A 14,181-nucleotide genomic window follows, 5' to 3' on the forward strand; every position below is an offset into this window, starting at 1 on the left:
ACCCCGTACCTGATTGCGCCGGGGCCATCCTTCTTGGAAGGCGCATTTGCGAAGCGAGCTGTGACCGCCGGCAACCCGATCGCCGGAGCCAATCCGGCACGCCTTTAGGCCTCGATGATGCCGCTCGCTACCACTTCGTCGGCGGCCGTATCGTAAAGCACGAGAAGCTGACCGGGCGAAACGACGGGTGCGGGTTCGCGCAGCCTGACGACGAGCCGGTCGCCTTCGAGCGTCGCGTCGGCAGCCAATGCCTTGCTTCGATATCTGCAGACGGCGAGAAGACCGGCGCCGCGCTGCGACGCCTCGAACAGCTCCGGCCGAAGGACGTTCGCTCGACTGCACGCGATTTCAACGCGCTCGAGATCCTCGCGTCGTCCGATGACGACGGCGTTCGCCCGACGATCCGTCTTCACGACGTACCACGGTCCATCGCCGAGACCCGAAGCGGCTATCCCTCGCCGCTGACCGACGGTATAGCCGAGCAGCCCATCATGCGCGCCGACCTGACGACCGTCGACCGTGACGAGCGGACCGGCGACTGCACCGTCGGGATGCCTTTCGAGGATGAACTTACGATAGTCGCCGTCGACGAAGCAGAGATCCATCGAGTCGGGTTTGTCAGCGATCGCGATCTCGAGTTCGCGTGCGGCGGCGCGCGTCGACTCCTTCGTCCGTTCGCCGAGCGGCGCGATGACCGACGCGAGCTGATCCGCGCGAAGACCGGCGAGCATGTACGACTGATCTTTCGTACGGTCGACTGCACGACGTAGATGCGGGCCATCCTCCTCGTTCGTGATGCGCGCGTAGTGGCCGGTGATCATCGTCGTCGCGCCGACAGCGCGCGCGAATTCGAGCAGCGCGCCGAACTTGACAAGGTTGTTGCAGGCGACGCACGGATTGGGCGTGCGGCCGGCAAGATATTCGTCGCAGAAATAGTCGACGACCGCGCGGTGAAAGGCGCCCTCGAAGTTGACGACGTGGTGGGGGATGCCCAGCGACGAAGCGACCGACCGCGCGTCTTCATAGGCCGTTGGGCCGCAGCACTGACGCGTCTTCTCGGCGATGTCGTCGTTGCCGGGCGTGAACAACCGCATCGTGACGCCGACCGCTCGAGTGCCGGCTTTGACGGCGAGCGCGGTCGCGACGGCGCTGTCGACACCGCCGCTCATCGCGGCGAGCGCCGTCGTTCCGGGTTGCGCGGCGAAGGTGGCACGCAAGTAATCGATGTCGGAGGTCACAGATTCGGTTTCCACGTGAAATCGTGTGCCGCTTGAGCGCTTGGCTGCTGTAGTCCCGCTGGAGGACTACCGATGGAGGGATATAACTTCTTCGTCCCGGCACGCGCTTCTTCTCGCAGCGCCCGTACGCGGACATGACGCACGATCTTGGGGCGTCGGACACATGGCAGACATCGGATCACAGCTCAAGACGGCGCGCGAACGGCTCGGCATGACGACGGTCCAGGCCGCGCAGCGCCTCCACATGCGCGCGATGTTCGTCGACGCCATCGAACGCGAAGAATGGAAGACCATCGGCGAGCCGGTCTACGTCCGCGGCTTCATCCGCAACTACGCGCGGCTGCTCGGACTCGACCCCGCCGCATGTGTCACGACGTTCAACGCATCGGATTTCGTCGAGGCCGCGACGGCCGAAGTCGCGCTCGACTTCGATCAGCCGGCGCGCAACCGCTTCAGATATCCGTGGCTGCTCGCCGGGATGTCGGCGCTGGCTGCTTTTCTCGTCATCAAGGTCGTGTGGACGATGGTGGTCCCCAGCGCAGCCGGACACACGGAGCTTCGCCCACCCGCAGCCTCGGCGATGGTCGCGACGAACGCGCAGGCACTCGTGCCCGGACCGAACGCAGCGGCGAAGGGGTCGCAGAGCGGCGTCGATCTGCGCCTCGAGCTGACGCAATCGTGCTGGCTTTCCGTCATCGTCGACGGCAAACGCGTCGTCTATCAGACGCTGCCGGCGGGCACGGTCAAAGAATTTCACGGCGTCCGCGAGATCACGCTACGCGCCGGCAATGCCGGCGGAGTTATGGCGACCATCGACGGGCAGCATCTCGGCACGCTTGGCGGTCCGGGGCAGGTCGAAGACCGTGTTTTCGCAGTGAAGACGCCCCCGGTCGGCCAAGAAGGGGTGCATGAGTGACTTTTCGTTCGATGTCGTCTCTAAGGTAGAGAAACAAGCGCTCGAGGACGCCGTCAACCAGGCGGCCCGCGAGGTCGCGACGCGCTTCGACCTCAAGAATTCCAAATCGTCGATCGAGCAGACCGGCGAGGACATCACGATCGTCGCCGACGACGAGATGAAGCTCCGCAATGTCGTCGACATCCTCCAGACCAAATGCGTCAAGCGCGGCGTGTCGCTCAAGGCGCTGCGTTTCGAAAAACCGGAGCCGGCTTCAGGGGGCACGCTCCGCCAAGTCGTCAAGGTCGAGCAAGGCATCCCGACCGACAAGGCCAAGAAGCTCGTCCAATCGATCAAAGAGTCGAAGCTCAAGGTCTCGACGCAGATCCAAGACGAGCAGCTGCGCGTCTCGAGCAAGTCGAAGGACGATCTGCAGAAAGTCATAACGCTCATCAAGTCGATGGAATTGGACTATCCGGTCCAGTTCGTGAACTACCGCTAGTGGCCGTCGCATCGAGGCCCGATCGAGTCTTTCTCGCAAGTCTCGGCTGTGCGAAGAACCTCGTCGACAGCGAGGTCATGCTCGGCCGTCTCGCATCGGACGGGTGGGCGCTGACGACCGACGCCGACGACGCGGATGCGATCGTCGTCAACACGTGCTCGTTCATCGACCCCGCGAAGGCGGAGTCGACCGACGAGATACTCCGCTACGCCGGCGCGAAGCGAAGCGGGCAGCTCCTCATCGTCGCCGGCTGTCTCGCGCAGCGCTACGGCGCCGAACTGCGCGAGCTCGTTCCTGAGATCGACGCCGTCGTCGGTACCGGCGCGTTTCCGAAGATCCGCGAGATAATCGAAGAGGCGCGCAGCGGCGCGCGTCCGCTTCATCTCGAGGATCGCGACGCGTACATCGACCGGCTCGGCTTTCTGCCGCGCGTCGTCACGACGCCGCGCGCTACCGCGTACTTGAAAGTCTCGGAAGGCTGCAACCATATCTGCGCGTTCTGCATCATCCCGACGCTGCGCGGCATCGGCAAGAGCCGGACGATCGAATCGCTCGTCGCCGAAGCGGAGTCGCTCGTCGCCGGCGGCGCGCAAGAGCTCGTCATCGTCGCGCAAGACACGTCGGATTTCGGACGCGACATCGGCATGAAAGACGGCCTCGCGCAACTCATCGAGGCGTTCGAGTCGATCGACGGCCTGCGCTGGGTGCGGCTGCTCTATCTCTACCCGACGTCGGTGACGAAGCGCATCGTCGACTCGATGCGCGCATCGACGAAGGTCGTGCCGTACGTCGACATGCCGCTCCAGCACTCGCATCCCGACGTGCTCAAAGCGATGCGGCGTCCGCCCCAGCCACAGCGGTATCTCGAATTGTTCGACGAGATCAGAACCGCGTTGCCGGGCGCGACGATCCGGAGCACGTTCATCGTCGGCTTCCCAGGCGAGACGGACGAGCACTTCGAGCATCTGCTCTCGTTCATCGCCGGAGCAAAACTCGATCGTGCGGGTTTCTTCGAATACTCGCGCGAGGAAGGCACGGCCGCCTATGCGATGCAGAACCGCGTCGCGACGCGCGTCAAACGCGAGCGGATCGCCCGGGCGCGCGATCTGCAGCGAACGATATCGAACGCGAACGACGCGGCGCGGATCGGCGAGCGGCTCGACGTGCTCATCGAACAGCGACGGTTAATGCCCGCGTCATCGAATATTCGAGCGGCGCTCGGGACACGGCTCGTGTCTGTCGGCCGCTCTATGCGCGAAGCGCCAAGCGTTGACGGAAACGTCTACATCGCGGGCGAGCACGCTGTCGGTTCATTTGTGGATTGCACCATCAACGGGCATACTGAATTCGACCGATACGGGACGCTTGCCGGGTAAGGGGGGCCTGCGAGCGCGTTGTCCAAGCCTGTTTCCTCCATAGGGAAGGCGATTTGAGCGAAGAGACGACCGACGAGCGGCTCGGTGACGAGCAGCCTGCGGATGAGCAGGCGCCCGACGACACCGCCGCACCCGAATCGACACCGCAACCCCTGCCCCGCCCCCGCAAGCGTACGATAGGACTTGCCGTCGCGCTCGCGCTGCTGTGCATCTTCGCGACCGCGGTGACCGCATACGTCACGGTGAAGGGCGGTATCCGGCAAGCGCTCGAGGGGGTTTTCGCCCCAGACCTGCCGTCTGTTTTCGGTAAAGACCAGATCCGCGTCTTGGTCATGGGTATCGACGACAGCTGGACCGACACCGACGAAGTCTATACGTCGCAATCCCGCTCCGACACGAACATCGCCGTATCGATCGACTTGCATTCGCATCAGATCGGCGTCGTCTCCATCCCGCGCGACCTCTGGGTGGACATCCCGAAGGACGGCTACGGCAAGCTCAACGAGGCGATCGCCGACGGCGGGCCGGAGCGAACCGAAGCGACGCTCGAAAAGAACCTCGGCACGCCGCCCTTCGACTACTACATGGTCCTCAACATCAACGCGACGAAGGAAGTCGTCGACGCGATCGGCGGCCTCGACGTCGACGTCGAAAAGGACATGGACTACGACGACAACTGGGGGCACCTGCACATCCATTTGAAGAAGGGGCTCCACCATCTCGACGGCGATCAAGTCGTCGGTTACATTCGATACCGCCACGACGCCGAAGGCGACTTCGGCCGTATGCGCCGGCAGCGCCAAGTGGTCTCGCTGTTGGTGAAGCGGATGAAGGATCCGTCGATCGTGACGAAGATCATTCCGCTCATCGGCGTCGTCCGCCAAAATGTCCGCACGAACTTGTCCTTCGACCAAATGCGCGCGCTTGCGATTGGCCTGCAAGACGTGACGCCGCAGATGGTCCACGAGGCCGAAGTACCGGCGAACGTCGGGTGGACCGACGGCGAGTCCGTCTTGTTCGCAGACCAGTCGCAAGCACAATCGATCGTCCATAAATATCTCGTGGTCGGCTTCAGCAATACGTTCGATCCCTCGACCGTGCATGTGAGGGTCGAGAACGGGTCCGGTACGCCCGGCGCAGCGTCGGCGATGGCGGACTATCTGCGTCGCCGCGGCTTCACGATCGTCGAGACGGGCAACGCGTCGACGTTCAACAATCCGAGGACGAAGATCACGGGCGCCGACCAAAAGGTCGTAGCGGAAGTCGTCAAGGACATGCCGGTGCACAATCCGGCGATCGCGGTCGGAACGGTTCAGGGCGGCGACGTCGACATCGTCGTCGGTCAGGACTACAGGACGCAATAACGGCCCCGGCGTGAAGCGTTTTCTGATCGCCGCGGCGATAGTCGCGGTCGTTCTCGGCCTGGTCGTCGGCCTGCGGCGCTGGATACACCACGCGCAACTCGAGCTCGTACCCGTCCTCATCGTACCGGGCGAAGATGCGCACACCATCGTCGATCCGCCGCCTGGAGCGATCGCGACGCGCATGATGCTCGACCTGCGCGAGATTGTCTCGCGGCCGTCGCGTCCGCGGCTCGCCGTGCTGACGTTCGATGACGGGCCGTATCCGGTCGAGACGCCGGCGCTGGCCGACGAGCTCGCCCGGCTCCATCTCCCCGCCGAATTTTTCCTCATCGGCCGCGACGCTCTGCAACAGCCGGCGATCGCGCGCCGACTCGGCAGCGGCGGCAACGAGACCGGCAACCACAGCATGACGCACCCCGAGATGTCGTCGCTCGCGTACGACGCGCAGCGCGCCGAGATCGAGCAAGGTGCGGTCGCGGTGAGCGCTACGACCGGACAGCGCGTCGTCTATTTCAGGCCGCCGCACGGCAACTACGACGAAAACACCATCAAGGCGGCGCTCGACCTGCGGGAGACGGTCGCGCTCTGGAACGACGATCCAGGCGATTGGCGCACGCTGTCGCCGGATGCGATAGCCAAGCTCGCGGTCGAGCAGGCCCGTGCGCCAGTCGTCATCTTGCTCCACGACGGGAAAGACTCGACCATCGGTGCGCTGCCCGCGATCGTCGGCGCATTCCGCCGCGCCGGTTATCGATTCGTGACGTTGAGCGAACTGCAAAGAGAGGTGCCCGTCGACGAGATCAACGATCCGATAAGGGTGACGCTGTGAAACGACAGATCATCAAGACGAAGCCGGTTCGGCCGTATCGCGTCGCGCGCATCATCATAGCGGCGTTCGTCATCGCGATCGTCGCAGCGCTCGCCTTCGAGCTATGGACGAGGGCGCATGCGGCGCACGCATTAGCGGCCCACGCGGTCTTGCTGCTGCAGGACTCGCCGACAGCGGTCTCAAATCCGCCAAGCCCCGCCGTCCTGTAGTTGAAGGGGATGCCGATGCAGATCTACATCAAGGGTCACGGGCTGCACGTCACCGATGCGCTGCGAACCTACGCCGAAGAGAAGATCGGTCATCTCGACCACTATTTCGATCACATCATCGACGCGCATATCACGATGCGTACCGAACGCAGCGCGCAGATCGTCGACGTGACGCTTCACGTCCGTCACTACATCATCAAAGCGGAAGAACGATCGGGCGATATGTACGCGTCGATCGATCTCGTCCGCGACCGCCTCGAGCAACAGATCCGCAAGTATAAAACGCGCTTGATCGACCGCCACCATCGCGGCAACGGTAAGCTCGAGAGCGAGACCGGATCGGCGCCACCGCCCGACACCGACGAATCGCCGCGCATCGTCCGCTCGAAACGCTTCAACGTCAAGCCGATGAACGCAGAAGATGCGGCGCACCAGATGGAGCTGCTCGATCACAGCTTCTTCGTCTTCGTGAACGAAGAGACCGAACAGCTCAACATCCTCTACCGTCGGAAGGGCGGCGATCTCGGCATCATCGTGCCGGTGACCTGAAACGCCAGGAGGGTATGTAGCGGTCGAGCTTCAGCTCGACCGCCGCGGCCTATGCAAGAAGGGGAGCGGTCGAGATTCATCTCGACCGCCGCGGCTTATGCAAGAAGGGGAGCGGTCGAGATTCATCTCGACCGCCGCGGCCTTTCTAAGCGGCGGGTAAGCGCAGTCCGACTAGCGAAACCGCCCTCGAGATTATGTTCCTTCATCTTATCATCGTCGCCGCGCTCCTATCGAACGGTTCGCACTGCGGCCGAGTCGCGGGAAGCCACGCGGCGCTCGTCTACCGGATCCCAGCCGACGCTCAGGCGTCGCGCTTGCCCACGCACGCGCGGGCGACGCGGCCCTCTGCCCACCGAACCTCGATTGACGAGACCCTCGCGACGCCCCGGCATCGCTTTAGCCTCACGACGCAACTCCGGCGCTGAGACGCGGTTTCGGCCCGCAAAGGCCGCCGCTTCTGTCACTCATCTCAGCCGGAGGTCGATACCCCAGTGTCATCCATCCTCAGCACCCTTAAGACGTGGGTCGACGGCAACGACCGCGAGGTCGCCCGCCTGCGTCGCAATGTCTCGAAGATCAACGAGTTCGAGCCCTCGATGCAAGCGCTCAGCGACGAAGAGCTCGCCGGTAAGACGGTCGAGTTCAAGCAGCGCCTCGAGAACGGCGAACCGCTCGACGATCTGCTCGCAGAAGCCTTCGCGGTAGCGCGCGAGGCCGGCAAACGCGCGCTCGGCATGCGTCACTTCGACGTACAGCTCATCGGCGGGATGGCGCTACACGAAGGCAAGGTCGCCGAGATGCGTACCGGCGAGGGCAAGACGCTCGTCGCGACGCTGCCCGTCTACCTCAACGCGCTCGAGGGTCGCGGCGTCCACCTCGTCACGGTCAACGACTACCTCGCCAAACGCGACGCCGAATGGATGGGTCCGCTCTACAAGTCGCTCGGGTTGTCGGTCGGCATCATCCAGCATTTCCTTCCGCCGCCCGAACGTCGCGCGGCGTATCAGAGCGACGTCACATACGTCACGAACAACGAAGCGGGCTTCGATTACCTGCGCGACAACATGGCCCCGCGGATCGATTATTGCGTGCAGCGAGAGTTGCACTACGCGATCGTCGACGAAGTCGACTCGATCCTCATCGATGAAGCGCGCACGCCGCTCATCATCAGCGGTCCGCCTGAGGCCGTCCTCGGACCCGGCTATAAAGACCAGTCGCACCTTTACGAGCACTTCGCGCGCAACATCATGCCGCAGCTCATCAAGGACGAGGACTATACGGTCGACGAGAAGATGCACGCGGTGCCGATCACGGAGAAAGGCGTCGCGAAGACCGAGCGGCTGCTGGGCGTGCAGAACCTCTACGATCCCGCCAACCTCGAGCTGACGCACCAACTGATGGCGGCGCTCAAGGCGAAAGAGCTCTTCCGCAAGGACGAGCAGTACGTCGTCAAGGACGGCGAGATCATCATCGTCGACGAGTTCACCGGCCGACTCATGTACGGGCGCCGGTATTCCGACGGCATCCATCAAGCGATCGAAGCGAAGGAAGGCATCAAGGTCAAGAGCGAGGACCAGACGCTTGCGACTATCACGTTCCAGAACTACTTCCGGCTCTACGGCAAGCTCGCGGGCATGACCGGCACCGCGAAGACGGAAGAGCGCGAGTTCCGCGACATCTACGGGCTCGACGTGCTCGTCATCCCGACGAACATGCCGGTGAAGCGCAAAGACCACGACGACGTCGTCTACAACCACGAAGACGGGAAGTTCCGCGCGGTCATCAACGAGATCATCGAACTCCACAAGGCCGGGCGGCCGGTGCTCGTGGGCACCCGCTCGATCGAGAAGTCCGAGCGCCTGTCGGCGATGCTGAGCAAGCGCGGCATCGAGCACAACGTGCTCAACGCGAAGTATCACGAGAAGGAAGCCGAGATAATCAAGGATGCCGGCCTCGCCGGCAAGGTGACGATCGCGACGAACATGGCGGGCCGCGGCGTCGATATCAAGCTCGGCGAACACGTGACCGAAGCCGGCGGTCTCCACATCATCGGCACCGAGCGGCATGAATCGCGTCGCATCGACAACCAGCTGCGCGGCCGATCGGGCCGTCAGGGCGACCCGGGATCGTCGCGCTTCTACGTCGGGCTCGATGATGAACTCATGCGCATCTTCGGCGGCGACCGTATCCGCGGCATCATGGAGCGCTTCAATATCGACGACGACACGCCGATCGAGGCGGGCATCCTCACCGCGAGCATCGCGAACGCACAGAAAAAAGTCGAGGCGCACAACTACGAGACGCGCAAGCACGTCCTCGAATACGACGACGTCATGAACAAGCAGCGGACCGTCATCTACAGCGAGCGTCGGCGCGTTCTCGAAGGGCACAACCTGCGCCCGTCGCTCACAGAGATCGTCCGCGCGAAAGCCGCGACGGCCGTCGACGCGAACTGCCCGGACAACGTCCACCCTCATGAGTGGGATCGCGAGCAGATCCTCACCGATCTCGAGCCATCGGTCCACGGCATCGGCAAGCACGTCACCGCGTCCGAGCTCGAGCGGCTCTCGAAGGACGAGATGATCGACTTGCTCGCCAAGGCCGGCGACGAGATCTACACGGGCAAGGAAGACCGTCTCGTCAAGCGCTACTCGGAGCTCGACGAGACCGGATTGCACGAGGGGCTGCGCATGCTGGAGCGCGGCACGATGCTCCAGATCATCGACCGCTTATGGATCGACCATCTCTACACGATGGATAGCCTCAAGCAGGGCATCGGCCTGCGTGGATTCGGCCAGAAAGATCCCCGCGTCGAGTACGAAAAGGAAGCGTTCGATCTCTTCGAAGACCTAAAGGTCTCGATCCAAGACGAGTTCCTCGCCGCGATGTATCAGGGCGACGATTTTCACCTCGTGCAGCAGCAACCACCACCGTTGCAAGCACCACCGACGCAAGCGTTGCCGGATGCGCCCTTCGAGGCGCCCAACGCGCAGTCATCCGCGGCCGACCGGACGCTGCCGCTCGATCAAAACGCTGCACGACGTTTCGATCGGCTGCATACGAACCGCGACGAATCGTCGGTGCAAAAGCCGTTGCGCAAGACCGAGGGTAAGGTCGGGCGCAACGATCCGTGCCCATGCGGCAGCGGCAAGAAATTCAAGAAGTGCCACGGGCTGACCGCAGTGTAAAAAGACTTACGCCCGGGCATTATGGGACACCCTGATCCGCTGGTCACCGCCCCGAAGCTCGCCACCCAATCGTACGGCGGCTACGTTCGTCGAGTTCAGATGTTTGTGTCGGCTCCCGAACTTGTAAGCAGCCTCAGATTTTTTGACGACTCGCCGTCATAGTAAATGGTTCGGTAAAAATCTCCTTGGAATGAACGTCGAACTGCCTGAACGTGCCGGTACCGTGGAGCGTGTCCCCGGCCGCGTTTAACCGCATTACCCCTTTGCTGACAAAGGTGCCGACGTCGACGCCCTTGAGATCGAAGACGTAGCCCTTTTCAAGATATCCGAACGAACCGTCGTCGTTGCGTGCGTAGGCACCGATCGTCGGACTGAACTTGAAGCCTTGGAATTGCTCGTCGACGCTTCCGGTCGCGACATACGACCCGCGGGAGATCGCATAAAAGTACCGATAAGTACTTCCACCCGTGATGACCGCTTCCCAAAGGCCTACGAGGGCATCAGGGTCCGCATCAGTTTCTGCCGCGTACGCGGGTTCTATCGATGCCAGCGGCGCGATCGAGCCGGCGAAACCGAGCACCTTCAAGAAATCTCTCTTCAACATAACAACGCCCTCCCTGAGCTTTACCCGGGCATTATGGGACAGGCTCGATAACTCTTGCAGCGTCGAAAGCGACGATCACTGCGCCTCGATCGATGAAGCGATGTTTTCGATGATTCAGCGCAACGTCCGCTCCGCATTCGGAAACGTCCGGTAGCTGCGCGCGTCCGCTCACTCGTATCGCCTGCGGCGGGTATTTTCAAGCGTAAGATTCCGTGTTTTCGGTGCCCTCGCTGGCGGATCGCAAGAGCAACTGGCACGCCTAAGACGTTATGATTCGTCCGTCCCAGTCTCCGCCGGCTGGCGCCGAGGCATGCTGATGGATCAGCTGCCACTTACCTTCCCGTCGCTCGAAGCAGTCTGTTTCGCGCACCGTCATTTGCTTAGCAGCGCCGTCTTTAAGGACGATGTTTACCCTTTGTACCGTACAGACGATCCCCATGTCACCGTTCAGCATTACTTCGGTGTCGAGGATGTCCACGTGACACGACTCGAAGCCCGCAAATACACGATCGAACATTTCTCTTGCGGGTTGAACGCCTTTCGACGCGAAGGGCGGAATATCGTACCAAAGTGCGTCCGCTGCCCAATGCCGCGTACTTTGGGCTCCGGTCATGGATTCTGCCATTTCTTTGACGATGGCAACGATGGCTTGTTTGTCTGAATGTCGGTCCATGCATTGATTGTCGGGCATCCCGTTACGGGAGAGTCAAGCCCCCGGGAGCGCTAGCCGGCGGCGCGGGGTATGCTAGTGTAGAGCGGACGTATCTTTGGAGATTGGCCAGCAGATTTCCGTAAGAACTGTGTCGTTGGTGGAGGTTCCGCCAACTTCGACGTAGCGTTCGCGAATAGGACCGCACGCGCCTAGAGCGTTCTCGGCGACGTACTTGCCGAGGGCCGCATACGAAGGTCCGGCGCCTGCGAGCGCGCCGCGATGAACCGCAACGGCGAGTTCTGCTGCCGGAATCTCGACCACCTGAACTCGACCGGACTGCGTGACCGGTTTCGAAATCGGCACGTAGATTTCGCTTGCACCGATCTCGTCGGTAAACAGTTCAGTCGCATAAAGGCCTCCCCCGGGTCCGGCGGGTTCCTGACCGGCGGCGCGCAGCAGACCGTATATCTCTTCGAAGGCCTCAGACCACCAAGCGTCGATCGCACTCAGGTGTATGACTTCGGTAACGGCTGCAACCTGCAAGGCTGGGACGAAACGATGCTCTACTTTGATCGGAGTAGATGGGTTAAGCATTGCGCGGAGTAGCGACACCGTCTGCCGCGTGCTTTCAAGCTGGGCTTCCATACGCTTGAGGTGAGCTATGATAATCTCGTCGCGCTCGGTCTGACCAGAGGCCCGCAGAACCGCTTTGACTTGATCGACCGGCATATCGAGATTTCGTAGATGCCGAATGGCTTGTGCTTCTTTGATCTGGTCGATGCCGTAAAAACGATATCCCGTGCGTGAGTCCACTTCTACAGGACAAAGCAAATCGACGTCGTGATAGTGGCGCAGCGCTTTCACGCTTAGATGCGTCGCCCGAGAAAAGTCGCCAATCGCCATGCGAGCTTCCATAATCCGATTCCGTTAGTGGAGAGTCAAACCCAGCCCTCCGAACCTAAACTCGGACGTTCGTGAAATCCGCAGCGGACGTTGGAGATTGGTACCGGACGTTTTGCGTTGACCTCAGCCCTGCGAAGTCGACCAACGAGCAGGGGGTTTCCGGGCACGGGGTTTTTGCCTGACCGCGGCGTAAAAAGCGCTCTGCCCGGAAACCCTCTCGCGCGAACCGAAACGGTGTGTTGCGTCTAGGTAGCATCTGGTTCGGCTTCGGGAGGGCAAGTGTCATGTCATGGGAAGCTTTGACAGCAGTGGTTTCAGTCTTATCCGTAGTTGTGCTGGCGGCCGCTGCCATTGCAGCGGTCATCCAAATTCGCCACCTCCGAGCGGGCAATCAGCTCGAAGGGTTCCTCGAAGTATCGCGCGAGCTTGAATCGCCGGAGCTTCTTACCGCCCGCGCCTTCGTTGAATTAGAGTTGGCGGACAAATTAGAGGACGACGTCTACCGCCAGGAACTGATAAGCGGACGCTTTGATCTCATGAGGCATCCGGAGATTCGTATTGCGAATTTTTGGGAGAAAATGGGTGCGTTGATACGTCATGGCGTACTCGATGCGCCGCTGTTCTATGATTTTTTTGCTCACAGATGTGCCGTTCGCTGGGAGCAACTTCGTCCTGTCGTAGAGCTCATGCGTCAAAGGGACGCCCTCATGTGGGGCGATTTCGAGCATATAGCTGATCGGTGCCAACGTTATTTGGAGCATGGGCGTCGCGGCGGATCGTGGTAGCCCAGCACGGGGCTTTTTGACTTCACGGAGGTTTCGCGATGAACCGGAAGGATGTCGTTAATCGCCTCGGTTTGTTACTGGCTAGAGGTTTTGCCCTAAGCTTGTTTTTTCAACTATCGGCATGTGGTGGTGGAGGCGGATCAGAAAGCGTAGCGCCGCCTCCGATAAAGCATTGCATAGAGAATTGCACCGTAGCACCATTCAATGTCACAAGCAACTTTGCTCTCCTTGAAACCCAGTCCCCATTTCCCGGTCGCATATTCGACGGGCGCTGGAGCTGATTGGAATGTCCTGTCGTGGGGCCAGCAGCCCGGGGTAAACTGGAAGCCCTTTACTATCACAAATCCTTCGACGACTGAGGAAGTATTCACATCATCCACGCTGGCGACGGCCTATGATCCAATGTCGGTATCTTTTCAAAGCGATCCCGATACTGGAACGTGGACCTCAACTACCTTTTCTCAAACCGCAACAACGTATTGCGGCTCAGCGCCCCAAGAGTTCGATCTCTTTCTTCAGCCAAACGACGCCATGTTCGTCCCGACAAACCCGAGTGGAATTCTACCGGCGAACGACTACCCCACGGGAAGCATTCCTACTTTAGACGAGATAGGGGACTTTGAGTTCCAAGGCACCGTGACAGTTGTCACCGCGGTCTGTGAAGGCGCGAACGCGGAGCTGATACGATCCTTGGGTGCGGATCGAGTCATCGACTACGAAAAAGAAGATTTCACAAAAGATCGCGAGCGCTATGATTTCGTCTTTGACGCGATAGGCAAGAGCAGCTTTCTCAAATGCAAAGCGCTCTTGAAACGGGATGGGCAGTATACGTCGTCGGGCGGGGCTGAGAACGCGTTCTTCGCGCTCGTTACCCCATTGCTGGGCGGGAAGAAAGTCCCGTTCGTCCCTCCGAGAGACGTCGCGGCCACTTTGAGGTTCATCCTTGATATCATCGAAAGAGGTTGCTTCAGGCCGTTGATAGACAGGACGTATCCGTTGGATGAGATCGCGGACGCTTTTACGCACGTAGCATCCGGTCAGAAACTAGGCAACGTAATCGTTGTCGTGGATGATTGACCTTTCCGCG

14 protein-coding genes are annotated in these 14,181 nt (G+C 61.3%); 10 read left to right on the forward strand and 4 right to left on the reverse strand.

Translation table 11 applies throughout. The features are described 5' to 3' along the window. Nucleotides 1-104: 104 nt before the first annotated feature. Nucleotides 105-1,238, reverse strand: coding sequence for a tRNA 2-thiouridine(34) synthase MnmA (mnmA, locus tag VFO25_06525; GenBank protein HET9342550.1), 1,134 nt, complete (start codon nucleotides 1,236-1,238; stop codon nucleotides 105-107). Between the two features lie 163 nt (nucleotides 1,239-1,401). Between mnmA and VFO25_06530 the strand changes: the two genes are divergently transcribed. The 8 genes from VFO25_06530 to secA all read left to right on the forward strand — a co-directional run bounded on the left by VFO25_06530 (nucleotide 1,402) and on the right by secA (nucleotide 10,150). Continuing rightward, the gene (locus tag VFO25_06530; protein HET9342551.1) at nucleotides 1,402-2,154 is read left to right on the forward strand and encodes a RodZ domain-containing protein; all 753 of its coding nucleotides are present in this window, start codon (nucleotides 1,402-1,404) and stop codon (nucleotides 2,152-2,154) included. Continuing rightward, complete coding sequence (locus VFO25_06535; protein ID HET9342552.1) at nucleotides 2,147-2,635, forward strand: YajQ family cyclic di-GMP-binding protein; 489 nt, start codon at nucleotides 2,147-2,149, stop codon at nucleotides 2,633-2,635. Before VFO25_06530 ends, VFO25_06535 begins: the two co-directional genes overlap by 8 nt. Continuing rightward, nucleotides 2,635-4,011: a 30S ribosomal protein S12 methylthiotransferase RimO gene (gene rimO, locus VFO25_06540; protein HET9342553.1), complete on the forward strand. Its 1,377-nt coding sequence runs from the start codon at nucleotides 2,635-2,637 to the stop codon at nucleotides 4,009-4,011. The genes VFO25_06535 and rimO overlap by 1 nt, the downstream gene beginning before the upstream one ends. A gap of 53 nt (nucleotides 4,012-4,064) precedes the next feature. After that, nucleotides 4,065-5,375 carry an LCP family protein gene (locus VFO25_06545; GenBank protein HET9342554.1) on the forward strand — a complete coding sequence of 437 codons (1,311 nt, stop codon included), beginning with the start codon at nucleotides 4,065-4,067 and terminating at the stop codon, nucleotides 5,373-5,375. A gap of 10 nt (nucleotides 5,376-5,385) precedes the next feature. Then, entirely contained in the window at nucleotides 5,386-6,204 is an 819-nt protein-coding gene (locus VFO25_06550; protein HET9342555.1) for a polysaccharide deacetylase family protein, read from the forward strand. Then, nucleotides 6,201-6,413, forward strand: a complete 213-nt coding sequence (locus tag VFO25_06555) for a hypothetical protein (GenBank protein ID HET9342556.1) — start codon at nucleotides 6,201-6,203, stop codon at nucleotides 6,411-6,413. The genes VFO25_06550 and VFO25_06555 overlap by 4 nt, the downstream gene beginning before the upstream one ends. 15 nt (nucleotides 6,414-6,428) lie before the next feature. Next, complete coding sequence (raiA, locus tag VFO25_06560) at nucleotides 6,429-6,962, forward strand: ribosome-associated translation inhibitor RaiA (protein HET9342557.1); 534 nt, start codon at nucleotides 6,429-6,431, stop codon at nucleotides 6,960-6,962. A 491-nt stretch (nucleotides 6,963-7,453) separates the two neighbouring features. Next, nucleotides 7,454-10,150 (forward strand): preprotein translocase subunit SecA, encoded by a 2,697-nt coding sequence (gene secA, locus VFO25_06565; protein ID HET9342558.1) that lies wholly within the window; start codon nucleotides 7,454-7,456, stop codon nucleotides 10,148-10,150. Between the two features lie 133 nt (nucleotides 10,151-10,283). On the opposite strand, the gene VFO25_06570 is transcribed toward secA, so the two are convergent. The 3 genes from VFO25_06570 to VFO25_06580 all read right to left on the reverse strand — a co-directional run bounded on the left by VFO25_06570 (nucleotide 10,284) and on the right by VFO25_06580 (nucleotide 12,309). Further along, nucleotides 10,284-10,754: a hypothetical protein gene (locus VFO25_06570; protein HET9342559.1), complete on the reverse strand. Its 471-nt coding sequence runs from the start codon at nucleotides 10,752-10,754 to the stop codon at nucleotides 10,284-10,286. Between the two features lie 259 nt (nucleotides 10,755-11,013). Further along, nucleotides 11,014-11,427, reverse strand: a complete 414-nt coding sequence (locus VFO25_06575) for a nuclear transport factor 2 family protein (GenBank protein ID HET9342560.1) — start codon at nucleotides 11,425-11,427, stop codon at nucleotides 11,014-11,016. Between the two features lie 72 nt (nucleotides 11,428-11,499). Continuing rightward, the gene (locus VFO25_06580; protein ID HET9342561.1) at nucleotides 11,500-12,309 is read right to left on the reverse strand and encodes a MerR family transcriptional regulator; all 810 of its coding nucleotides are present in this window, start codon (nucleotides 12,307-12,309) and stop codon (nucleotides 11,500-11,502) included. A gap of 284 nt (nucleotides 12,310-12,593) precedes the next feature. Here VFO25_06580 and VFO25_06585 point away from each other — a divergent pair, with 284 nt between their 5' ends. After that, a complete protein-coding gene (locus VFO25_06585; protein HET9342562.1) occupies nucleotides 12,594-13,094 on the forward strand; it encodes a hypothetical protein in 501 nt (166 codons plus the stop codon). 204 nt (nucleotides 13,095-13,298) lie between these two features. Further along, nucleotides 13,299-14,171 carry a zinc-binding dehydrogenase gene (locus tag VFO25_06590; protein ID HET9342563.1) on the forward strand — a complete coding sequence of 291 codons (873 nt, stop codon included), beginning with the start codon at nucleotides 13,299-13,301 and terminating at the stop codon, nucleotides 14,169-14,171. The last annotated feature ends 10 nt before the right edge of the window (nucleotides 14,172-14,181 follow it).

The sequence above is a fragment of the Candidatus Eremiobacteraceae bacterium genome (genome assembly GCA_035710745.1).
Classification (GTDB): Bacteria; Vulcanimicrobiota; Vulcanimicrobiia; order Eremiobacterales; family Eremiobacteraceae; genus JANWLL01.

Coding starts and splice junctions, on each gene's coding strand:
- VFO25_06530 (HET9342551.1), top strand. CDS start 1,402: ATGGCAGACATCGGATCACAGCTCAAGACGGCGCGCGAACGGCTCGGC.
- VFO25_06535 (HET9342552.1), top strand. CDS start 2,147: ATGAGTGACTTTTCGTTCGATGTCGTCTCTAAGGTAGAGAAACAAGCG.
- raiA (HET9342557.1), top strand. CDS start 6,429: ATGCAGATCTACATCAAGGGTCACGGGCTGCACGTCACCGATGCGCTG.
- VFO25_06570 (HET9342559.1), bottom strand. CDS start 10,754: ATGTTGAAGAGAGATTTCTTGAAGGTGCTCGGTTTCGCCGGCTCGATC.
- VFO25_06575 (HET9342560.1), bottom strand. CDS start 11,427: ATGGACCGACATTCAGACAAACAAGCCATCGTTGCCATCGTCAAAGAA.
- VFO25_06580 (HET9342561.1), bottom strand. CDS start 12,309: ATGGCGATTGGCGACTTTTCTCGGGCGACGCATCTAAGCGTGAAAGCG.
- VFO25_06585 (HET9342562.1), top strand. CDS start 12,594: ATGTCATGGGAAGCTTTGACAGCAGTGGTTTCAGTCTTATCCGTAGTT.
- VFO25_06590 (HET9342563.1), top strand. CDS start 13,299: ATGTCACAAGCAACTTTGCTCTCCTTGAAACCCAGTCCCCATTTCCCG.